Source organism: Salinicola sp. MIT1003 (assembly GCF_001858555.1).
GTDB lineage: Bacteria > Pseudomonadota > Gammaproteobacteria > Pseudomonadales > Halomonadaceae > Salinicola > Salinicola salarius.
In genome coordinates this window covers 71295-93925 of record NZ_MCAP01000011.1, presented here as the reverse complement: position 1 = coordinate 93925, position 22631 = coordinate 71295, and the positions used below count along the sequence as shown (strand labels likewise).

Annotated in this window: 13 protein-coding genes and 1 CRISPR repeat array; of the genes, 7 read left to right on the top strand and 6 right to left on the bottom strand. The window is 61.2% G+C overall.

The features are described from left to right. Nucleotides 1–37: 37 nt before the first annotated feature. The 5 genes from BC443_RS05565 to BC443_RS18760 all read right to left on the bottom strand — a co-directional run bounded on the left by BC443_RS05565 (nt 38) and on the right by BC443_RS18760 (nt 4289). On the bottom strand, nt 38–1300 hold the full coding sequence (locus BC443_RS05565) for a crosslink repair DNA glycosylase YcaQ family protein (protein ID WP_071230856.1): 1263 nt from the start codon (nt 1298–1300) through the stop codon (nt 38–40). Nucleotides 1301–1509: 209 nt separating this feature from the next. Further along, entirely contained in the window at nt 1510–2517 is a 1008-nt protein-coding gene (locus BC443_RS05560) for a zinc ABC transporter substrate-binding protein (RefSeq protein ID WP_071230855.1), read from the bottom strand. Nucleotides 2518–2551: 34 nt separating this feature from the next. Continuing rightward, nucleotides 2552–3436 (bottom strand): metal ABC transporter permease, encoded by an 885-nt coding sequence (locus BC443_RS05555; RefSeq protein ID WP_071230854.1) that lies wholly within the window; start codon nt 3434–3436, stop codon nt 2552–2554. After that, entirely contained in the window at nt 3433–4131 is a 699-nt protein-coding gene (locus tag BC443_RS05550) for a metal ABC transporter ATP-binding protein (RefSeq protein WP_071230853.1), read from the bottom strand. The genes BC443_RS05555 and BC443_RS05550 overlap by 4 nt, the downstream gene beginning before the upstream one ends. A gap of 11 nt (nt 4132–4142) precedes the next feature. Then, nucleotides 4143–4289, bottom strand: coding sequence for a hypothetical protein (locus BC443_RS18760; protein WP_167404608.1), 147 nt, complete (start codon nt 4287–4289; stop codon nt 4143–4145). A 173-nt stretch (nt 4290–4462) separates the two neighbouring features. Between BC443_RS18760 and cas1f the strand changes: the two genes are divergently transcribed. The 7 genes from cas1f (at nt 4463) to BC443_RS05515 (ending at nt 20908) form a co-directional block, all read left to right on the top strand. After that, nucleotides 4463–5446 carry a type I-F CRISPR-associated endonuclease Cas1f gene (cas1f, locus tag BC443_RS05545; protein WP_322528133.1) on the top strand — a complete coding sequence of 328 codons (984 nt, stop codon included), beginning with the start codon at nt 4463–4465 and terminating at the stop codon, nt 5444–5446. After that, nucleotides 5443–8868 carry a type I-F CRISPR-associated helicase Cas3f gene (gene cas3f, locus BC443_RS05540; protein ID WP_071230852.1) on the top strand — a complete coding sequence of 1142 codons (3426 nt, stop codon included), beginning with the start codon at nt 5443–5445 and terminating at the stop codon, nt 8866–8868. Before cas1f ends, cas3f begins: the two co-directional genes overlap by 4 nt. A 402-nt stretch (nt 8869–9270) precedes the next feature. Continuing rightward, nucleotides 9271–10623, top strand: coding sequence for a type I-F CRISPR-associated protein Csy1 (gene csy1, locus BC443_RS05535; protein ID WP_071230851.1), 1353 nt, complete (start codon nt 9271–9273; stop codon nt 10621–10623). Beyond that, nucleotides 10620–11630, top strand: a complete 1011-nt coding sequence (gene csy2, locus BC443_RS05530; RefSeq protein ID WP_071230850.1) for a type I-F CRISPR-associated protein Csy2 — start codon at nt 10620–10622, stop codon at nt 11628–11630. Before csy1 ends, csy2 begins: the two co-directional genes overlap by 4 nt. Nucleotides 11631–11649: 19 nt before the next feature. Then, nucleotides 11650–12681: a type I-F CRISPR-associated protein Csy3 gene (csy3, locus tag BC443_RS05525; RefSeq protein ID WP_071230849.1), complete on the top strand. Its 1032-nt coding sequence runs from the start codon at nt 11650–11652 to the stop codon at nt 12679–12681. 3 nt (nt 12682–12684) lie between these two features. After that, nucleotides 12685–13254, top strand: coding sequence for a type I-F CRISPR-associated endoribonuclease Cas6/Csy4 (cas6f, locus tag BC443_RS05520; RefSeq protein WP_071230848.1), 570 nt, complete (start codon nt 12685–12687; stop codon nt 13252–13254). Between the two features lie 130 nt (nt 13255–13384). Continuing rightward, nucleotides 13385–20376: direct repeats of the CRISPR family, unit length 28 nt; unit sequence GTGCGCTGCCGCCCAGGCAGCTCAGAAA. 157 nt (nt 20377–20533) lie between these two features. After that, nucleotides 20534–20908, top strand: a complete 375-nt coding sequence (locus tag BC443_RS05515) for a hypothetical protein (protein WP_071230847.1) — start codon at nt 20534–20536, stop codon at nt 20906–20908. Nucleotides 20909–21125: 217 nt separating this feature from the next. Here the strand turns inward: BC443_RS05515 and BC443_RS05510 are convergent, their stop codons facing one another. Next, a complete protein-coding gene (locus BC443_RS05510; protein WP_071230846.1) occupies nt 21126–22244 on the bottom strand; it encodes an NAD-dependent formate dehydrogenase in 1119 nt (372 codons plus the stop codon). Nucleotides 22245–22631: the final 387 nt, after the last annotated feature.

Sequence of the window (22631 nt, the reverse complement as noted above, 5' to 3'; positions counted from 1 at the left end):
GCCAAGGCTAACCGGGTGTTCGACACCGGTTGCGACGTCAGTACAACAGGTTGTGCCGGCGGCTGACATCCACCGGCCACAGGGCGCTCAGGCGCTGGGCAAGGGGTCGCTCGCAGGCCAGATGAATACGCGGTAACCCGAGCCAGCGTGCCAGCCGTTCGAGCTGGCCGGCCAGCGCGTCGAGTTCGGCGTCACGGAACGTCACGGCGGGCTCGGGATGGATGGCGAGAACGCTCAGCTCCCCGTCGGCGCGCCGGGCACGCAGGTCGAGCCGGGCGATGAGCCGGTCGCCGTGGAGGAACGGCATGACGTAGTAGCCGTAGGTTCGTTTGGCCGGCGGGACGTAGAACTCCAAGCGGTAGTGAAAGCCGAACAGGCGCTCGGTGCGCTCGCGATACCAGATCAGGGAGTCGAACGGCGAGAGCAGCGCGGCGGTCTCGACTCGGCGGGGGATGCGCGGCTCGCCGACGACATAGGCCGGCTGCCGCCAGCTTTCTACCTCGACCGGCGTCAGCGCGCCGTCCTTGATCAGCGTCTGCAGTGCGGCACGGGTATCCTGCGGCGCCAGCCGGTAGTAGTCCCGCAGGTCCTTCTCCGTCGCCACGCCCAGCGCCTCGGCAGACCGGAGCAACAGCTGGCGATGCGCCTCGAGCAGATCGGGTTCGGCCTGGTTCAGGACGGCGCTCGGCAGCACCCGTTCCGGCAGGTCGTAGAGCCGTTCGAAACCCCGGCGGCGGGCGACGGTGACCTCGCCAGCAGCAAACAGCCACTCCAGTGCGTGTTTCTCGTCGCTCCAGTCCCACCACGGGCCGGCGGGGCCTTCCCGCGTGTTCAGCGCGCCGGCGCCCAGCGGGCCATGTTCGCGCACGTTGGCCAGCACGCGTTCGATCACGTCCCGCCGTTCACGGCCGAATCGCGCCAGATGCTTGTAGATGCCGATGCCTTCCCGCGCGCGGCGCATGCGCCAGCGCATCGCCGGGTAGAGCGAGAGCGGCAGCAGCGACGCTTCGTGGCCCCAGTATTCGAACAGCGACCGATGGCGATTGCCCGCCCAGGCGGCTTCGTCGAGGTGCTCGGTCGGATAGGGGCCGAGGCGCGAAAAGGCCGGCAGATAGTGGGAACGTGCCAGCGCGTTGACGGAATCGATCTGCAACACGCCGAGACGATCCACGAGGCGCCGAAGATGGCCGCGGTTGACGGACTCGGGGGAGCGGGACGTGAAACCCTGCGCTTTCAGGGCGAGACGACGCGCCTGGGAGAGCGTGAGGCGGCGTTGCGGCGGCGGGATGGCTGACGACATGCGAGACGACACTTCTCGGTAGAGGCTTGAGCGGATGCTGCCCGGAAAGTGTCGTTCAGTCTTGAAGAAGAGGGAAGAGGGAAGAGGGAAGAGGGAAGAGGGAAGAGAGCAGGGAGCAGGGAGCAGGGAGCAGGGAGCAGGGAGCAGGAATTAGAGAGTAGGAAATAAAAAGTAGGCCAGCGCCGCCGTCGCGGGCTGGCCTGTCGGGGTCAGTCGTCGGCTTCCAGCGCGTCGAGCAGGGTGTCGACGTTGTGCTGGAACATGCCGAGGTAGGTGCTGCCTTCGCCCTCCGCCGTCAGCGCGTCGGCGTAGAGGGTGCCACCGATGGCGATGCCGGTCTCTTCGTGCAACTGGTTGATCAGCGCCGGGTTGGTCATGTTCTCCAGGAACAGCGCCCTGGCGTGGCTGGACTCGATCTGCTGGATCAGATGGCCCATGTCGCTGGCGCTGGGTTCCGCCAGCGTGTTGATGCCCACCGGCGAGAGCAGCTCGAGATCGTAGGCGTCGGCGAAGTAGCCGAAGGCATCGTGACTGGTGATGATCAGCCGGTCGGCCGCCGGAATCCGCGATAGCCGCGCTTTCGCCTCCTTGTCGAGCGCTTCCATCTCATCGATGTAACGCTCGGCGTTGGCGCGGTAGGCGTCGGCATGAGCCGGATCGGCCTTCACCAGCGCATCGCGGATGTTGCGTGCGTACTGCTCGCCATTCTCCAGATCCTGCCAGGCATGGGGGTCGACATCGCCGTGGTGGTGATGCTCCTCTTCGCCGTCGGCCGCATGATCGTGGTCGTCATGGTCGTCATGGTCGTCATGGTCGTCATGGTCGTCATGGTCGTCATGGTCGCCCTCGTCCTCGTGCCCCTCGAACGAACGCGTGTCGATACCGTTGCTGGCGACCACGACTTCGCCCTCGTAACCGCTGGCGTCGATCAACCGGTCGATCCACCCCTCGAGCTGCAAGCCATTGACCACGATCAGATCGGCATCCGCGAGCGACTGGGCATCGGCGGGCCTGGGCGAAAAGGCGTGAGCATCGCCATCGGGTCCGACCAGCGACGTGACGCTGACGTGATCGCCACCGATCGTCGACACCATGTCATCGAGAATGCTGAAGCTCGTGACCACCTGCAGCGGTTCCTGGGCATGAGCGATGTTGGCCGAAAGCGCCGAGGCGCCGAGTGCGCCCATCAGCACGGCGCGAAGGGAAACGTGAGCCATGATGTAACGGTCCTTGTGGCGAGAGAAGGAAGGGTCAGCCGTGGGCATCGGGCGGCAGCATGGGCTGCACGCGCCGTCGCCAGCGGGCGAAGACGCTGTGGTAACGCCCGAACAGGGCGGAAAGCAGATAGATCACGCCGGCCAGCAGGATGATGCAGGGCCCCGAAGGCAGGCCGGCATGATAGGAGAGCAGCAGCCCGCCCACGCTGGAGACCATGCCGATGGCGATCGCCAGCCCCATCAACCCCTCGAGCCGCTTCGACCAGAAGCGCGCCGCCGTCGCCGGCAACATCATCAGGCCGACCGCCATCAACGTGCCGAGCGTCTGGAAGCCGGCGGTCAGGTTCAGCACCATCAGGCCCAGAAACAGCCCGTGCACCGCGCCACCGCGAATCCCCTGGCCGCGCAGGAACAGCGGGTCCAGGCACTCGACCACTAGAATGCGGAAGATCGCCGCTAGCACGATCAGCGTCAGACTCGACACGCCGACGATCAGCCACAGCGCGGTGCTGTCCACCGCCAAGATCGAGCCGAACAGCACGTGGGTCAGGTCGACGCTGCTGCCGCGCATCGAGATCAACATCACCCCGGCCGCCAGCGAAATCAGATAGAAGCTGGCGATTGCCGAGTCTTCGCGGTGGCCGGTCAGGCGCGACACGCTGCCCGCCAGCCCCGCCACCAGCAGCCCGGCGAGCAGGCCGCCGAAGCTCATCGCCGGCAGAGAGAAGCCCGCCAGCAGAAAGCCGACCGCCACGCCCGGCAGCACGGCGTGCGCCATGGCATCGCCGACCAGGCTCATGCCGCGCAGCGTGAGGAAGACCCCCAGCGGCGGGGCGACCAGCGACAGCGCCAGCCCGGCTACCAGCGCGCGGCGCATGAAACCGAAATCCACCAGCGGAGAGAACAGCCAATCGATCATGCCAACGTCTCCGCCGATGAAGAGGAATCACCGATCATCGCGGGCGTGGACCAGATCCCGTGCCCGCGTTCCAGCCGCAGGACGCGATCGGCCAGCCGCGTCATCTGATCGTGATCGTGCAGCACGATGATGATCGCCGCGCCCTCGGCCGCCATGGCGCGAAGCACATCGATCAGGACCTCGACGGTCGCCGCATCGACATTGGCGAACGGCTCGTCGAGCAGCAGCAGCTGAGCCTCCTGCATCAGCGTACGGCCGAGCAGCGCGCGCTGGCGCTGGCCGCCGGAGAGTTCACCCAGCGGGCGGTGTTCGAACGACTGCAGGCCGAGGCGCTGCATCACCGCCTGGCCGCGACGATACTCCGCCGGCCCGTAGCGCTTGAAACTGCCGTGGGTCGGCCAGCAACCGCTCATGACCAGCTCTTCGACGCTCATGGGGAAGGTCAGATCCAGCGCCAGCTGCTGCGGCAGCCACGCGCGCCGCGCATTGGGAACCTCGCAGCGAACAAGGCCGCTGACCGGGCGCAGCTCGCCCATGATCCCCTGGACCAGCGTGCTCTTGCCGGCCCCGTTGGCCCCCACCAGCGCGGTGATGGTGCCGGCCTCGAAATGGCCGTCGATATTCTCCAGCACCATGCGATTGCCCTGCGCCAGCGACAGGGATTCCAGCGTCAGCAGCGTGTCGGGCTTTGCCATCGAACGAGCCATCAACCGAACACCCCGGCAGCCCAGCCCGCGACGAGCCACAGCACGGCCAGCGGCAACAGCGCGAGCAATACCCGCCGTCCGGCGCCAAGCGACATCAAGGAAAAATGACACGGCCCATCCGGGCGGTGACGGTGACGATGTGACATGAACAGATCTACCTGAAGAAAGCAGACGGAAAGGTTATATCATAACAAAAGTGGTGCCAAGCGGAGATTGGCTGACACCATTTGTAAGAGATCCCTGACAATCCTTTTGGCGGGCTTGTCGCGCCGTCAAAACTGCGTTACCAACGGTTACAAGACAACTGGCAGGTGACGCCATGATGGAAGATCTCTCTTCAAGCGATCTCAAAACGATCCTGCACTCGAAGCGTGCGAACCTGTACTACCTGCAGCACTGCCGCGTATTGGTCAATGGTGGGCGTGTCGAATACGTCACCGACGAAGGCAAGCGCTCGAAATACTGGAACATCCCCATTGCCAATACCACTTCGCTGCTGCTGGGAACCGGCACCTCGATTACCCAGGCGGCGATGCGCGAGCTGGCCAAGGCCGGTGTGCTGGTCGGCTTCTGCGGCGGTGGTGGTACGCCGCTGTTCGCAGCCAATGAAGTGGACGTGGATGTCGCCTGGCTGACCCCACAGAGCGAATATCGGCCGACGGAGTATCTACAGTACTGGGTTCGCTTCTGGTTCGACGACGACAAGCGGCTGGAAGCGGCCCGATGTTTCCAGCGTGCCCGGCTCGCTCAGGTCGAACGCCTCTGGACGGCGCCGCGTTTCCAGCGCGATACCGGCTTTACCCCCAGCAAGGCAGAACTGGACGCATTGCTCACGCGTAGCCGGCAGGCGATCGACTCGGCTCCCGATACCACTGCGCTACTGACCGAAGAAGCTCGGCTCACCAAGCAGCTGTTTCGGCTGGCAAGCCATGCTGCCCAGTATGGTGAGTTTATCCGCGTCAAGCGCGGGCAGGGCGCCGATCCGGCCAATCGCTTCCTCGATCACGGCAATTATCTGGCCTACGGGTTGGGCGCTACCGCGACCTGGGTGCTGGGGATTCCACATGGCCTCGCGGTGCTGCATGGCAAGACACGCCGGGGTGGCCTTGTCTTCGATGTCGCGGATCTGGTCAAGGACGCCGTGATCCTCCCACAAGCGTTCATCTCGGCCAGCCGCGGGGATGAAGAACAGGAATTCCGCCAGGCGTGCATCGATAGGCTCACGCAGGTGGAAGCCCTGGATGTGATGATCGATACCCTGAAGGCGACGGCCGAACGCCTCGGCCATGGGATCACACCATGAACGTGCTGTTGGTGTCGCAATGCAGCAAGAACGCGCTCAAGGAAACGCGCCGTATTCTCGACCAGTTCGCCGAACGTCGCGGCGGACGCACCTGGCAGACCTCGATTACCCAGGCCGGGCTCGACACACTACGCAAACTGTTGCGCAAGACGGCCCGCAAGAATACCGCCGTGGCGTGTCACTGGATTCGCGGCCATGACCACAGCGAGCTGATGTGGGTGGTAGGCGATGCCTCGCAGTTCAACACCCGGGGCGCGACGCCGACCAATACCACACGGCGCAATATTCTGCGTACGGAAGATGAGAATGATTGGCACACGGCAGAAGATATCCGCTTACTCGCGCAAATGGCGGCGTTATTGCACGACTTGGGAAAAGGGAGTGTTGCCTTCCAGGACCGTCTGGATGGCAAGCTAAAGGAGAAAAACCTTTACCGGCATGAGTGGGTGTCGCTGCGCCTGTTCCTGGCTTTCGTCGGTCTGGATGATGATGAAGGCTGGTTACAGCGGCTAGCGGATCGAGACGGTTTCAATGAACGGGAATGGATCGCTTCTGGCCGTTATCAACGCGATGGGCTGGATGCTGACAACAAGTATCCGTTCCGTGACCTGCCTCCACTGGCTGCCGCCATTGCCTGGCTGATTGTAAGCCATCACCGCTTGCCGGTAGTGCCGGTCAAGAATGCCGATGGGACACAAGAGCGGCTTGGAAAACGCTCGCAAAGTCACAACTCGCTCTGGTTGGAAAAACCGCTCTCGCTGGTCGCCCACGATTGGAACGAGATCCGCCAATCTGCCGAGCGTGCGCAAATCAAGCCCTACTGGCAATTTGCCGGTTCGCTGCCGATGAGTGAACCAAAGTGGCGTGAGATAGCGGCACGGCTCGCCAGGCACCTCTTGGCGTTACGTCAGCGTCGTAACGACGAGTGGCTCAGTAACCCCTATGTCATGCACTTGGCCAGGCTTAGTCTCATGCTGGCCGACCATTATTATTCGGGGCTGGGCTTGGACAAGGAGGATAAGCCTGTTTGGGAGCGTAAGCGGTTCCTGGATTCCGAAGCATCGCTGATGGCCAACACGACACGAGACCGACATGGTTCTACGGTAGCGAATCAGTCGTTGAACGAGCACCTGCTTGGCGTGACTCACACGGCAGGCTTGATGGCTCATGCTCTGCCCGGTTTCGAGCGTTATCTACCACGATTGGCCAACCACCGTGGGCTGCGCAAACGAAGCAAGGTCGATCGTTTCAGGTGGCAGGACAAGGCAGCCGATGCCGCCACGGCGTTGCGCGAGTCGGCACGCGAAAATGGCGCCTTTATCGTCAACATGGCTTCTACCGGCTGCGGCAAGACCCTCGCCAATGCTCGCATCCTCTATGCATTGGCTGACCCTCAGCAAGGCATGCGTGCTACCTACGCTTTGGGCTTGCGTACCCTGACGCTCCAGACGGGGCGTAGCTATCGCACCGACCTTCATCTCGGTGATGACGAACTGGCTGTTCAGGTTGGCGGTTCAGCCAGCCGCAGTCTGTTCGAGTTTTACGAAGCACAAGCCGAAGCGCATGGTTCAGCATCGGTGCAGAACCTGATCGAGGAAGACAGCTACGTTCTCTACGAAGGCGTCACTGCCGATCATCCGTTACTGTCACGCGCGATGAGAGATAGCAATATCCACAAACTGCTGTCGGCACCGATACTGGCCTGTACCGTGGATCACATGGTGCCAGCGACCGAATCGCTGCGTGCCGGTCGTCAGATCGCCCCCATGCTGCGCCTGATGAGCAGCGATCTGATACTGGACGAACTGGACGATTACGATCTCAATGACTTGCCCGCGCTGACCCGATTGGTGCATTGGGCAGGCATGCTGGGTACACGGGTAGTGCTCTCTTCGGCGACCTTGCCGCCTTCGCTGGTGACCGGCATGTACCAGGCCTATCGCGCCGGACGTCAACAATATCGGCAGAACCGAGGCCGCGACGGCGGCCGTACCGACGCAATGGTAGAAGTGCCCTGTCTATGGACCGATGAGTTTGGTGTGCATACCGCCTCCTGCTCCAATGGCCGCGAGTTCCTCAGCGAGCACAACACGTTTGTCGGTAAACGCGCCACACAACTGGTAAACGCAGAGAAGAAAAGTGGGCCTTTGCGGCGCGGTGCAATCCTTCCCCTGACTATTGCCACCAATCTTCCAGGCGAAAAGATACACGCCGAGTTCGCTCGACAGGTGCGGGAGGCCTGCCTGCGGCTACACCAGGACCACGCCGAAACCGATCCCGTCAGCAGTAAGCAAGTCAGCTTCGGCTTGGTACGCATGGCCAACATCGACCCGCTGTTCGATGTGGCGCAAACCTTGTTCGCTCTCGGTGCGCCGGATGATACCCGCATTCATCTATGCGTTTATCATGCTCGCTTCCCGCTGGTACAGCGCTCGGCTATCGAGTATCAACTCGATGCCGCTTTCAACCGACGTGGCAAGGAAGGACAAGCGGTATACGAGTTGCCCAGCGTTCGCAATGCACTGGATGCTTATCCTGAAAAACATCATTTATTTATTGTCTTAGCGAGTCCTGTATGTGAGGTAGGCAGAGATTGGGATGCCGGCTGGGCCGTGGCAGAACCTTCATCAATGCGCTCGTTGATTCAGTTAGCGGGGCGCGTACAGCGGCATCGCGGCAAGTGCGGCGATAAACCCAACATGCTGATCTTCGACACCAACTTGAAGCATTTCAAGAAAGGCGCTCGGGATGGCGTGGCATATATCCGGCCGGGATTCGAAAAAACGGGAGGTGGTGAGCGCGCACACCATTTTCAGTTATCTACCCACCGATTGAGTGAGCTATTGACCGAGGAAGAGTACCGGGCAATCAATGCGTTGCCACGTGTCTTTCCCCGCCCAACAGAGGCTTGGCAACCTAACCGTAGTCTGGTCGATCTCGAACAGGCCAGAACGGCCACCAGCATGCTGCCACCCGCCCGCAAGCCCGGCGCCGAAGCGCCCCCTTTGGAGCTGGATGCAGCCTTCGCTACTTGGAAATACCCCGGCGCAGCCCTGACAGGTGTACTTCCTCAGCAACAACCCTTTCGTGACGATCCTTCTCGAACCACCACGCTGGTCTTCCTGCCGGATGACGAAGAAGAGATGTTGAAGCTGCACCGCATCGAAGATGACAAGACACGACGAGGCCAGAAGCTCTACCCGCTTGTCGAAGGCAACCAGCGTCACGATGTGGTGTTTGAATTTGGGGAACGTATCGGTCCGTGGGGCGAGTTTGACTTGATGAAGCTGCTGGCCGAGCAGGCTGACTATCTCGATTTGCCACTGTGTGATTGCGCTAAACGCATGGCAACAGTGGAAGTGCCTGCCAACGATGAAGGGTGGCGGTATCACCCGCAACTGGGCTTCGGAAAAAAACGGTAGGGGCCTTGCGGCCCCAGGCTGCCTGTGCGGCAGCTAACGTGCATGGACAGCATCAGCCATACAGTTTTCTGAGCGACCTATCCGGCCGTTAAGCAAATGTATCGCATTAACCAGACAGTGGTAAAGCATTAGTCAGACAGTGGCATTGACAGGCGGTAGGCAGGGTGTCAGGCTTAAGAACGCTCAGGAATCGCGCTAACGATTCCTGAGCTTAACAGCAAGCCGATTGAGCCCGGCTCCTACCCTACGCAAGCAGAGCTAAGGAGGAAGTGTGTTTTACCAACACATGATCAGAAGCGCCAAATAAAAGACTTTGGTCTTTTAGCAACGCCTCTACGGCGGCTTGCTGCCGTAGAGATTCTACATGCACGACCCGTTAGGGTCGAATGCAATGGAGTCTCAATGAGTAAAGAATCGAAACGTTCCGGGCACTTTCGCTCAGCCATCGCCGCCTTTATCGAGGCACGACGCGAGGTCAAGCTGAAAGGCAAGGAAGACGATGCCGAAGCGGCCGCAAAATATGAGTATGCGGCTTGGCTGGCCGATGCTGCCCGGCGGGTCACCCAGATTCAGGCTGTCACCCATGTACTCAAGGCCTCTCACCCCGACGCACGCGGTAGCAGCTTACACGCCGAACCTGAAACATTGCCTAGCCATGCCGAAGTTGGCTCCCATCTGTTGAGGGATAGCTACTCTGAGGACATCGTCGGCAATGCGGCAGCCTTGGACGTGTTCAAATTCCTCAAACTAGAGGTGGAGAACCGTCGCCTGCTGGATTGGATGCGGGATGGCGATCCCGATCTTCGGGACGCCCTGAGTGCTGATGCCGAGCTTGCTTCCGGCTGGATGGAAGCTTTTAGCAGCCTGGTGCGCAGTAATACCGCCCCTGTCTCGCATGAAATGGCTAAGCAGGTCTATTGGTTGATTGGCAATGAGCCGGCACGCAATGATCAGTATCACCTGCTACAACCGATGTTCTCCAGCAGCTTGGCACATGCCGTTCATGCCGACATTCAGGATGCACGCTTCGGTGAAGCCAACAAACTGGCACGACAGGCCTTCCGCGCAAAAGAAACTTATAACGAAGAGTATCGTGATTATCGCAATCTCATTGCGCGCAAATTAGGCGGCACCAAGCCCCAAAATGTCAGCCAGTTAAATAGCGAACGGGGAGGGGTGAACTATCTGCTGGCATCGCTTCCTCCCAAATGGCAGCAAGAACGTAAACCAAGGCTGCTCAATCTGGATTCGGCCGTAGAGCGGTTCGCGTGGTACGAGGGAGTGCCATTCCTGCTGCGCAAATTGGCAGCTTTCCTGAAATCCGTTGCCGACAAGCCACGCAATATGGATCTCGTCGAGAAGCGCGAAGCCATCGAGCAGGCATTGGGACAGCAACTGGCCCTTTTTGCCGTATCCATCCGCGCCAGCCTTGAACCGGGCTGGACCCGAGACCCTGACTGCACGCTGCCCTTGTGCGAAAAACTGTGGCTGGACCCGGAGCGCACCGAACTTCCTCTTCGCCGCGATCCCGAGCAGGCTGATGATGACCGTGCATTCAACGCAGCTTATACATTCGGCGACTGGCCGGATGAGGTCGCCGGCCGTTTTGCCAACTGGGTCAATGAGCGGCTGCGCGAAGCCGGGCTTACGGCGGTAAGCGAAGTCGAGTACCGGCATTGGGCCAAGCAGGCCATTATTGATGCCGCCTGGCCGGTGCCTATGCAACGGCGTGCCTCCGCGGGAGGTGAAGCATGAGCACCTGCCCGAACTTCAACCATTTGCTGGTACTGCCTCGCCTGCAGGTACAAAACGCCAACGCCGTTTCCAGCCCGCTGACCCACGGCTTTCCCTCGATGACGGCCTTCCTCGGTTTGATGTGGGCGTTGGAGCGCAAAGCGCATTCGGCGGGGTTGGACCTCAAGTTCAAAGCGGTCGGCGTGGTTTGCCACGACTACCAGGAACTCGTTACCGAGAGCGGATTCGTAAAGGCTTTCCGTCTGACTCGCAATCCCGTTGGCAGGGACGGCAAGCCGCCCGGCATCGTCGAGGAAGGCCGTATCCACCTGGATCTGAGCCTGGTGCTGGCGGTCGAAAGTAACCATTGGCAAAAGGAGCCGGAAGCTCGCCAGGACGATGCTGCGGCCGTGGCGGAATTACTTGCCAGCATGCGCATTGCCGGCGGTACGCTGATACCTCCAGCCCACCCTGGGCTTCCTCGTTATCAACCCTATGTACTCGACTTGACCGGCACGGAAGCCGATTGCGATGCCATTTTCCGCAAGGCACGCATGCGCTTACTGCCCGGCTTTACCTTGGTCTCCCGCGATGACCGGCTGAAAGAACGCTTGACCGAAATGCAGGCAAATGACCCGAAGGCCAGCCCGCTTGATGCCTGGCTTTCCTTGTCGCGCATCAACTGGCATTACGAAGTAGACGAGGAAACAGGTAAGGGTAAATGGCTCAACGATCGCCGGGGAAAAGGTTGGGTCGTGCCGATCCCCATTGGTTACGGTGCACTTGGCGAACTACATCCGGCAGGCAGCGTCAGCAATGCACGTGATGCCGAAGTTCCATTCCATTTTGTTGAAAGCCTCTATTCCGTAGGCGAATGGATAAGCCCACACCGTATCCAGTCTGCCCGGCAACTCCTCTGGTACGCCGACAGCCAGCCGGAAAATGACTTGTATCGCTGCCGCAACGACTATGACCAGGCCGCTGATAGCGAAGAGCCCGCTTACCACTTCGAATTCGATCTCGACTGACTAGACAAGGAATTTCATCATGGCTAAATCCAATAATGCTTTGACAACTGCCTCCGTCCTCGCCTTCGAACGCAAACTCGACCCCTCCGATGCGTTGCTCTACGCCGGACAGTGGGCGCAACGTAGTGATCTCGATGCCTGGCAGCCGATCGAAGTCCGCGAAAAATCTGTGCGCGGCACCATCTCCAATCGCTTGAAAGCCAAGGATCAGGACCCTGCTAAACTGGACGCCAGCATCCAGAACCCCAACCTGCAGACTGTCGATGTCGCCACCCTGCCCCATGAGGCTGATACGTTGATGGCGCGTTTCACTCTGCGGGTGCTGAGCGGTGCCGGCACCCCCTCGGCCTGCAACAATGCCGACTATCAGGCCAAGTTACAGCAGACCGTAGCGGGCTATGTAAATGAACACGGCTTCAGCGAACTCGCACGGCGCTACGCCCACAACCTCGCCAACGGGCGCTTCCTATGGCGTAACCGCGTCGGTGCCGAGCAGGTTGAGGTACGCATCCGGCATATGGAGCGTGGTCAGGTTGCCCAGGAATGGACATTCGACGCGCTGTCCCTTTCGTTGCGTGACTTCGGTGATGATGGACAGACAGCCGCACTGGCACAGTTGATTGCTGATGCGCTGGGAGGTAAACGCTATCTACTGCTCGAAATCGTTGCCTTCGCGCATGTCGGTGCCGGTCAGGAAGTCTTCCCCTCGCAAGAGCTGATTCTGGATCGCGGACGCGGCGACAAGAGCAAGACGCTCTATCAGGTCAATGGCATTGCCGGCATCCACTCCCAGAAGCTGGGTAATGCCCTGCGCACCATCGATACCTGGTATCCGGCGCCGGAAGACGGCAGCGACCTTGGCCCCATCGCCGTCGAACCTTACGGCTCCGTGACTACTCAGGGCACTGCCTATCGCCAGCCGAAGCAGAAGAAGGATTTCTACAACCTGCTCGATAACTGGCTACTCAAGGATCAGGCTCCCGCCCCCGAAGACCAGCACTTCGTGATGGCGACGTTGATTCGCGGCGGTGTCTTCGGCGACGCGGGGTAAGTCATGGACCACTACATCGACATTCGCCTGCGCTCCGATCCGGATTTCCCGGAATCGATGTTGATGGGCGCGCTCTACGGCAAGCTGCATCGGGCGCTGTTTGACCTGGAAGCGAACGATATCGGCGTCAGCTTCCCTGATCACAAGATCGGTGTGCGCGCCCGTACACCAGGTGATCGGCTGCGGTTGCATGGCAGCAAGGAACGGCTGGAGCAACTGATGGCGATGCCGTGGCTCGCCGGTATGCGGGATCATGTACAGCTAGAAGCCGTTCAGCCGGTGCCCGCCGAGGTGAGCTATCGGATCGTCCGGCGCAGGCAGTTCAATACGGGCAGCCCAAGCCGGGCAAAACGCTATGCCAAGCGCCATGGCATCGAGTTCGACGAAGCGCAACGCCTGATGGAGAAGCCCGCCGAACGGCAAATCGCCTTGCCCTTCGTACAAGTCAGTAGCCGATCCAGTGGCCAGCGTTTTGCGCTGTTCATCGAACACGGCGAGACGCAGTCGCAGCCCACTGCCGGTAGCTTCAATCACTACGGCTTGAGCTCGGAAGCCACAGTGCCCTGGTTTTGACCCTTTTTTATAGAATAAATATGGGTCTTTAAAAATCAATCATTTAGCGGCATTGCTCGAAAAAGGGGAATGTCGCTTTTTTTCATCCAAAGCTCTTTAACAATCAGGACGTTATTTGTAGTAATCTCTAGTGCGCTGCCGCCCAGGCAGCTCAGAAATGGAGATAGTTACTCAGATTGCCATACAGATCGTGCGCTGCCGCCCAGGCAGCTCAGAAAACCGACACCCAACTGCAGGAGTGGACCGCATGGTGCGCTGCCGCCCAGGCAGCTCAGAAAGCCGAAACCAGCAACCTTGACTGGACCGAGGGGTGCGCTGCCGCCCAGGCAGCTCAGAAACGATCGCGAGCGCGCCCTCCAGGTCACCGATAGTGCGCTGCCGCCCAGGCAGCTCAGAAACTGGCTGGCGTCCGTGACCTGCTCGAGCGCGTCGTGCGCTGCCGCCCAGGCAGCTCAGAAAAAGATCAACGGCCAGCAGACACGGCTGACGCGGTGCGCTGCCGCCCAGGCAGCTCAGAAAAGTGGCGCCAGATCGTGACGATCGAGGATGCCGTGCGCTGCCGCCCAGGCAGCTCAGAAATCGCGAGCATGTCTGTGGCGAGTTCGTCGAAAGTGCGCTGCCGCCCAGGCAGCTCAGAAAGTTGTGGCCATCGTGATAAGGAAGAGAAACCCGTGCGCTGCCGCCCAGGCAGCTCAGAAATTCGGCTCGCTCACTCATACCGCACCTCCGCCGTGCGCTGCCGCCCAGGCAGCTCAGAAAGTACTCATCCGCCCAGTAGCCGGCGTTTTCGTGTGCGCTGCCGCCCAGGCAGCTCAGAAAACCATCGGCAACCAGGCCGCGCCGGTCATCGTGTGCGCTGCCGCCCAGGCAGCTCAGAAATGGAAGAACGCCCGCTCGCACCTGTACCGCATGTGCGCTGCCGCCCAGGCAGCTCAGAAACGGGGCCGGTTCGGGCCTCGACGCCGACAAGCGTGCGCTGCCGCCCAGGCAGCTCAGAAATCGACGGACAAGGCCCAGGCGAGATACGGCAGGTGCGCTGCCGCCCAGGCAGCTCAGAAAGGCATCGCTCTGCGCGACGTAGTCGATCGCGAGTGCGCTGCCGCCCAGGCAGCTCAGAAATGATCGGCGCCGCCCTGCCCGTGGGCGTGACCGTGCGCTGCCGCCCAGGCAGCTCAGAAAGCTGGGCTACGTGCGATCGAGGGCGTCAAGACGTGCGCTGCCGCCCAGGCAGCTCAGAAAGAACGCTACGACGCGATAGCGACCGTCAAGGCGTGCGCTGCCGCCCAGGCAGCTCAGAAACGCCAGCATTACCGCCAGCTACTGCATACCCCGTGCGCTGCCGCCCAGGCAGCTCAGAAAAACTGGACGTCGACGCCCCAGCGTGCCTTCTGGTGCGCTGCCGCCCAGGCAGCTCAGAAAAGACCAGCACCTCGTATTTCCTCAATATGTAAGTGCGCTGCCGCCCAGGCAGCTCAGAAAAGTACGGCACCACGTTCGATAGCTCGCTGGCCGTGCGCTGCCGCCCAGGCAGCTCAGAAAATGGCAAACAGCGACCAGCCAGCGGCGAAGTAGTGCGCTGCCGCCCAGGCAGCTCAGAAAGCCGCGATGGCCTGGCAGCAACGCTGCGCAGTGTGCGCTGCCGCCCAGGCAGCTCAGAAATCTTCCGGTTGCCGTGTCATACCCTATGTAGCGTTCGCTGCCGCCCAGGCAGCTCAGAAACCGGACATGTCGCACAACCAGCACTCGTCGCGGTTCGCTGCCGCCCAGGCAGCTCAGAAAAGAGGCTCTAAACCCGTTTCCGCGCTACGCGCGTTCGCTGCCGCCCAGGCAGCTCAGAAAGTGATGAGAATGCCAAAGCTCGATGAGGTCAGGTTCGCTGCCGCCCAGGCAGCTCAGAAAAGTCTCAACCGGCAGTTATCCGACTACCAGATGTTCGCTGCCGCCCAGGCAGCTCAGAAAATTGGGCGAGCGGTACCCAGGCGTTGGATAGCGTTCGCTGCCGCCCAGGCAGCTCAGAAATCAAGGACGCGACGGCGCTGACGGGGGAGCAGGTTCGCTGCCGCCCAGGCAGCTCAGAAATTTAACCTTGCCCTGCCCCCGCTTGCTGAGCAGTTCGCTGCCGCCCAGGCAGCTCAGAAAATCCATCTGCGGCTGGCCTTCCACCTTCAACCGTGCGCTGCCGCCCAGGCAGCTCAGAAAATCTCGATCGGCGTGCCGAAGTAAGGCTTCGAGTGCGCTGCCGCCCAGGCAGCTCAGAAATACCGGCGGGGCATCACCCACCGCAGACAGCGGTGCGCTGCCGCCCAGGCAGCTCAGAAAATACCATCGTGCGATTACTTCCCTCGCGACTCGTGCGCTGCCGCCCAGGCAGCTCAGAAAATTGTGGTCCCTTCCATATAAATACACCGTGAGTGCGCTGCCGCCCAGGCAGCTCAGAAACAGTTCAGCAGAGCCATAGGCTCTAACCCCGTGTGCGCTGCCGCCCAGGCAGCTCAGAAATGATTTTCATAAAATCCCCAAATTCTGATGTAGTGCGCTGCCGCCCAGGCAGCTCAGAAAAGAAACGTTTCGTCGGGCCGCCAACCTTGCACGTGCGCTGCCGCCCAGGCAGCTCAGAAATCGAAACCAACGCGCGGTTACGCTCTCCGCGAGTGCGCTGCCGCCCAGGCAGCTCAGAAAGCCGATCGCCTGCGCCGGCTCAATGCGATTGCGTGCGCTGCCGCCCAGGCAGCTCAGAAAACGCCGATCGCATAGTCACGGATGTTGCCCGAGTGCGCTGCCGCCCAGGCAGCTCAGAAAATGTTAATACCGGCGCTTGTAAGTTATATCAATGTGCGCTGCCGCCCAGGCAGCTCAGAAACGTGAGGTGCGCCGTTTCATGCGCGACTATGTGTGCGCTGCCGCCCAGGCAGCTCAGAAAAGTTATTAGCCAATATATTGCTCAGCTTAGCCGTGCGCTGCCGCCCAGGCAGCTCAGAAAACCTCACGACCCGGCCGGCGCCGTGGGCAGCTGTGCGCTGCCGCCCAGGCAGCTCAGAAAATGAAGCCCTGACAGCCTTCGGCGCCCTGTTCGTGCGCTGCCGCCCAGGCAGCTCAGAAATGATCGATACCTTCACCAACGAAGATGGCGCAGTGCGCTGCCGCCCAGGCAGCTCAGAAACGACACCGCGTGCCATCGGTCGTGATGCACGGGTGCGCTGCCGCCCAGGCAGCTCAGAAATGGACGAGAAACCGAGAGTGGTCGGTCTGATCGTGCGCTGCCGCCCAGGCAGCTCAGAAATTTGCTGCCCGACGCTGGCAGAGATACACGTCGTGCGCTGCCGCCCAGGCAGCTCAGAAATCGAGCGCCATGACCGTACGAGCGCGTAGCTCGTGCGCTGCCGCCCAGGCAGCTCAGAAAAAGTCGGGCGATGGCACGCCGTCACACGAGGTGTGCGCTGCCGCCCAGGCAGCTCAGAAAGGCGTCTTCTCCTGCGCCTGCCGCTGATCCTGGTGCGCTGCCGCCCAGGCAGCTCAGAAACGGCTGATGGCGCAAAACGCCGAGCTGCTCAAGTGCGCTGCCGCCCAGGCAGCTCAGAAACTTGTTCTTCGGCGCATACTTCTCGCCAGCCTTGTGCGCTGCCGCCCAGGCAGCTCAGAAAAACAACGTCGACGCGCTGCGCGATCTCGTCGAGTGCGCTGCCGCCCAGGCAGCTCAGAAATTGGCGGGCGCCTTGGCCTGGGGTTTGGGATTGTGCGCTGCCGCCCAGGCAGCTCAGAAATCAATAGTAGATCTGCGGTCGAGAGCCGACTCGTGCGCTGCCGCCCAGGCAGCTCAGAAAGCGCGCACCGACGAGCAGTGGGACAGCGGCTGGTGCGCTGCCGCCCAGGCAGCTCAGAAACAGTAGGGATCGATGAGATCGCGAGAGTGATCCGTGCGCTGCCGCCCAGGCAGCTCAGAAATGCCTTGCAGCGAGAACAGCCGCGCCTACTGCGTGCGCTGCCGCCCAGGCAGCTCAGAAAGGATGACGCATAGAGAGAGCCACGGGGAGAGCGTGCGCTGCCGCCCAGGCAGCTCAGAAAATGACAATAAATCCTGCCCCATTTGCGGGAGAGTGCGCTGCCGCCCAGGCAGCTCAGAAAAACAAAAAAGGAGCCCCGAAGAGCATTATTATGTGCGCTGCCGCCCAGGCAGCTCAGAAAAGCAAACGATCCTCAGCAGATCCAAAAGACAAGTGCGCTGCCGCCCAGGCAGCTCAGAAAGTCGCGCTGGGGGCGTGCTGATAACGTGTTCGGTGCGCTGCCGCCCAGGCAGCTCAGAAAAAAGCGATCATGGACTTTGCGCGACTCCTGCAGTGCGCTGCCGCCCAGGCAGCTCAGAAATGTCATATCGTCGATGCCAGGTGTTGTCCGTAGTGCGCTGCCGCCCAGGCAGCTCAGAAAACCACGCAATAGGCCGTAACAGATGCCCAAATGTGCGCTGCCGCCCAGGCAGCTCAGAAAAACAAAAAAGGAGCCCCGAAGAGCGTTATTATTGTGCGCTGCCGCCCAGGCAGCTCAGAAACTCGAGACCTGCAGCCGGGGCGGCATTAACCGGTGCGCTGCCGCCCAGGCAGCTCAGAAATGAGCGGCCAGACGATCCGCTTCCTGCTGCTCGTGCGCTGCCGCCCAGGCAGCTCAGAAAGGACGACTGGGAGCGAGTCAGCGCGAAGATTCGTGCGCTGCCGCCCAGGCAGCTCAGAAAGGACGACTGGGAGCGAGTCAGCGCGAAGATTCGTGCGCTGCCGCCCAGGCAGCTCAGAAAGGACGACTGGGAGCGAGTCAGCGCGAAGATTCGTGCGCTGCCGCCCAGGCAGCTCAGAAAAATCAGAAAAAACTACCCGCCTGGTTTGTTCAGTGCGCTGCCGCCCAGGCAGCTCAGAAAAACATAACAATATGTTTTACCGCCGGTTGTAAGTGCGCTGCCGCCCAGGCAGCTCAGAAACTCGGAGATAGTCTCGCCAGACGCCGGATCGAGTGCGCTGCCGCCCAGGCAACTCAGAAAATAATCAAAATTAACAGGATCAGACCTTGAACGTGCGCTGCCGCCCAGGCAGCTCAGAAATGAGCAATTCCCCATGACATTTGCAACACCCAGTGCGCTGCCGCCCAGGCAGCTCAGAAAAAACCATACGTAAGGACTTGCCCGCCCCCGGCGTGCGCTGCCGCCCAGGCAGCTCAGAAAAGCGCGTCAAACTGCAGGTTCAGTCGATCAGCGTGCGCTGCCGCCCAGGCAGCTCAGAAAAGATCGAGATCGACAAGGAGCGTGGCCGGCTGGTGCGCTGCCGCCCAGGCAGCTCAGAAAGAGCAGCTCGAGATCGGCGGCACTTACGTGATGTGCGCTGCCGCCCAGGCAGTTCAGAAAAGCGCGTCAAACTGCAGGTTCAGTCGATCAGCGTGCGCTGCCGCCCAGGCAGCTCAGAAAAATCGATAAAGTTGGCTGGCTAACTCTAACTAGTGCGCTGCCGCCCAGGCAGCTCAGAAAAGGCAGACGGCAATCGACCAGCTCGATCAGTTGTGCGCTGCCGCCCAGGCAGCTCAGAAAAGATCGAGATCGACAAGGAGCGTGGCCGGCTGGTGCGCTGCCGCCCAGGCAGCTCAGAAAGAGCAGCTCGAGATCGGCGGCACTTACGTGATGTGCGCTGCCGCCCAGGCAGCTCAGAAAAGCCAGTAGATCTGCGCGCGGCGGATCTGTTGGTGCGCTGCCGCCCAGGCAGCTCAGAAATTGCACCTGGTGAGCGATGTCGGTCAGCATCGGTGCGCTGCCGCCCAGGCAGCTCAGAAACATCTCCGAAACACGGCCTCCCGCTGCCCTTTGTGCGCTGCCGCCCAGGCAGCTCAGAAAGCGCCCCGCGCCCTGCCCCATAACGTCGACGAGTGCGCTGCCGCCCAGGCAGCTCAGAAAGTCCCGCTGGGAGCCCGTGCATGAGCTCGCCCGTGCGCTGCCGCCCAGGCAGCTCAGAAAAGTCTGATCGAGCGCTATGCCGACTACGACGCGTGCGCTGCCGCCCAGGCAGCTCAGAAAATGTTCCCTGCACCTCGCTATATCGAACATCGGTGCGCTGCCGCCCAGGCAGCTCAGAAAACAGCACGCCGAAGATCACAGTGCCGGCCAGGGTGCGCTGCCGCCCAGGCAGCTCAGAAAATCAAGCGGAACCTGGAGCGTTATGGATATCTGTGCGCTGCCGCCCAGGCAGCTCAGAAATAACAAGGCTAAGCTCACCTTTTTTAACTATTGTGCGCTGCCGCCCAGGCAGCTCAGAAATGGCTGATTCGTGAGCGACCCCAGATCAGGCGGTGCGCTGCCGCCCAGGCAGCTCAGAAAGCCGATACGGCCAGGTGATCTCCCCGTGGTGAGTGCGCTGCCGCCCAGGCAGCTCAGAAATGGCGAATCCACTGCGCAGGCACAACATGATGGTGCGCTGCCGCCCAGGCAGCTCAGAAATCGTAGCGCCGTCGACCTGCCTCCCGATCTTTGTGCGCTGCCGCCCAGGCAGCTCAGAAATTGATGCGTTCATGCCATATGGTTTCGCAGGTGTGCGCTGCCGCCCAGGCAGCTCAGAAATGATGGACACGCAGTACGGGGTCAACGGCTACGTGCGCTGCCGCCCAGGCAGCTCAGAAAGCGATAGCTGGGCGGCGCAGATCAAGGATGCCGTGCGCTGCCGCCCAGGCAGCTCAGAAATTTTCGAGCGTGCGCTTGGTGGCCTCGCAGCGGTGCGCTGCCGCCCAGGCAGCTCAGAAATGCTTGCTGAGAACGAACGCCCGCGCTTCCAGGTGCGCTGCCGCCCAGGCAGCTCAGAAAACGCTTCCCACGCGCACTGAACGTGATAAAGCGTGCGCTGCCGCCCAGGCAGCTCAGAAATGTAATGTGCCTCGCAGTAATGCAGATCAGGCGTGCGCTGCCGCCCAGGCAGCTCAGAAAATCTACGCCGCTGCCGACGGCAACCTGCAGGCGTGCGCTGCCGCCCAGGCAGCTCAGAAAGGACTATCGCGGGCGAACGCCGGTCGGCACCGGTGCGCTGCCGCCCAGGCAGCTCAGAAAGGTTAATCCCCACGTTTGCGGGGAACGGATCGTATGCTGCCGCACAGGTAGTTCAATAGCATGGCAGGGGGTATGGCGGGCAGTTGGTGCCCATCAATCCCGCTGATACTCGACTTTGTGCCAATTTATTAGCCACCTAATTAGTTGGCCTCCATAATCTCGTCATCGGTTAGGCCAAGGGGCCTGCCACGCAAACGCAGATATTGGAGTGTCATCATGAAAACTCGCATTCTCGCCGCTATCGCACTGGTCGTTGCACTGCCTGCCGCCGCTCAGGCCAACAGCGTCATGGAAGAGCGCGCATTCGCCCAACAGCACGAAGCGCTGAATACCCAGACGACTTCCGGCTATCAGTTGCTGCCGACCGACTATCGCATCGATACCGTCAGCGGTGGTCATAGCACCGCAGCCGACCATTCACTGGCCTATGTCGCGGCAGTCACGCAGCGAGCAACCGATATCGCTGGCGGCAACGTTGGGCTCGTCGGCCAGGGTCAGAGCGTGGCCGCGGCGCAGGCGCTGCAGAACGTGAACGGTGGCGCCGATGCCGGCCAGGGCAATGTCGAAGTGACCTTCGCCAGCCTCGACTGATCGCGCCATATCAACGGTTGGCGCCCGAGAGGCGGGCGCCGAGCAGCGTGTCCCTCGATTTCCCCCATACCTCCAACTTCCCCGGTCCATCCCTTGGTCCGGGGCTTTTTATGGCTGGTGTTCGGGAGCTTCGGGATGCGCTGGCGTCAATGGGAGTCTAAGGAGCTGTTCGGGTTATCGCCGACCGTTCCCTCAGCGCCTCGCGGCCGGTCGGCGATCAAGGGTCGCCGACTTTTACATACTCTTCGCGAATGGGCTGACCGGCGAAGTAGGCTTCGAGAATTTCCCGTACGCCAGCGGCGTAGCGCGCCTGGGCCGGCAGCGTCGAGCCCGAGACGTGCGGCGTCATGTTGTTGTGCGGCATGGTTCGCCACGGATGATCCTCGGCCGGCGGTTGCGGATACCACACATCGCCTGCGTAGCCGGCGAGATGGCCGCTCTCCAGCGCCTCGACCACCGCGTCGCGATCGCATAGCTCGGCGCGGGCCGTGTTGATCAGATAGGTGCCGCGCTTCATCTTGCTGATCATCTCGGCATCGACGATATGCCGGGTCTCCTTGGTCAACGGCGCGTTGAGGGTGATCACGTCGCAGGTTCTGGCCAGTTCCTCCATGTTGTCGCACCAGGTCAGGCCATGTTCCTTTTCGAGTTCCTCGGAACGGCGATGGTGCGAGTTATAGTAGAGCTCGACGTCGAAGGGCTTGAGACGCTTGAGCACGGCGAAGCCGATTCGGCCGAGCGCCAGCGTGCCGACCTTCATGCCTTCCAGATCATAGGCGCGCTTCACGCAGTCGGCGATGTTCCAGCCGCCATCGACTGCCCACTGATGGGAAGGGACGAAATTGCGCACCAGGCTCAGGATCAGCATCACTACGTGTTCGGCCACGCTGATGCTGTTGGACTGAGTGATCTCGACGACTTTCACGCCGTGCTTCTCCGCGGCGTCCATGTCGACATGATCGGAGCCGACCCCGGCGGTGATCGCCAGCTTCAGCTGCCTGGCCTTTTCCAGCCGTTTGGCATCGAGATAGGCCGGCCAGAACGGCTGGGAGATGACGATATCGGCCTCTGGCAGCTCGCGCTCGAACTCCGAATCCTCGCCGTCCTTGTCGGAGGTGACGATGAGTTCATGACCGTTGTCCTCGAGGAATCGGCGTAGCCCCAGCTCGCCCGACACGTCGCCCAGCAACTCGCCGGGCGTGAAGTCGATATGGCTCGGCTTGGGCATGGCCTGACCGTCCGGATACTTTTCGAGCTTGGGGATGTCCTCACGGGCATATTCGGTGGGGTGCCCATCGATGGGATCGTCATACAGAACACAAAGCACTCTTGCCATAGCCTGCCTACCTCCTTGTAGAGAGTGAAACCGCACGCTGACTTTCAGTCGGCTGTCTTCATGCGGTCTAGATAGGCAGCGTAGAAAAGGATGGCGGGATTGATACACGCGCAGCGCGTAAAACAGGATTCAAAATGTATCTCGGTCAATAACCGGATACGACTGAACCGATCGAGCCGGAACCGCCAGTGATCGGCGATGGAGCCTATCGCTATCCCGCCCTACGCCTGGAGTGAATCGCTTCGAACGCCGGGCGCTCTGCCGCCAAGGCAGCGCGAAGTGGCAAGACGCTGACAGCGAGCCGCTATCCATCAATCCCGCTGATACTCGACTTTGCACCAACTGATTAGCCACCTAATGAGTAGACCTCCATAATCTCGTCATCGG

Coding starts and splice junctions, on each gene's coding strand:
- csy1 (WP_071230851.1), top strand. CDS start 9,271: ATGAGTAAAGAATCGAAACGTTCCGGGCACTTTCGCTCAGCCATCGCC.
- cas6f (WP_071230848.1), top strand. CDS start 12,685: ATGGACCACTACATCGACATTCGCCTGCGCTCCGATCCGGATTTCCCG.
- csy3 (WP_071230849.1), top strand. CDS start 11,650: ATGGCTAAATCCAATAATGCTTTGACAACTGCCTCCGTCCTCGCCTTC.
- BC443_RS05565 (WP_071230856.1), bottom strand. CDS start 1,300: ATGTCGTCAGCCATCCCGCCGCCGCAACGCCGCCTCACGCTCTCCCAG.
- BC443_RS05515 (WP_071230847.1), top strand. CDS start 20,534: ATGAAAACTCGCATTCTCGCCGCTATCGCACTGGTCGTTGCACTGCCT.
- BC443_RS05550 (WP_071230853.1), bottom strand. CDS start 4,131: ATGGCAAAGCCCGACACGCTGCTGACGCTGGAATCCCTGTCGCTGGCG.
- BC443_RS05510 (WP_071230846.1), bottom strand. CDS start 22,244: ATGGCAAGAGTGCTTTGTGTTCTGTATGACGATCCCATCGATGGGCAC.
- BC443_RS05560 (WP_071230855.1), bottom strand. CDS start 2,517: ATGGCTCACGTTTCCCTTCGCGCCGTGCTGATGGGCGCACTCGGCGCC.
- BC443_RS05555 (WP_071230854.1), bottom strand. CDS start 3,436: ATGATCGATTGGCTGTTCTCTCCGCTGGTGGATTTCGGTTTCATGCGC.
- cas3f (WP_071230852.1), top strand. CDS start 5,443: ATGAACGTGCTGTTGGTGTCGCAATGCAGCAAGAACGCGCTCAAGGAA.
- csy2 (WP_071230850.1), top strand. CDS start 10,620: ATGAGCACCTGCCCGAACTTCAACCATTTGCTGGTACTGCCTCGCCTG.
- BC443_RS18760 (WP_167404608.1), bottom strand. CDS start 4,289: ATGTCACATCGTCACCGTCACCGCCCGGATGGGCCGTGTCATTTTTCC.
- cas1f (WP_322528133.1), top strand. CDS start 4,463: ATGATGGAAGATCTCTCTTCAAGCGATCTCAAAACGATCCTGCACTCG.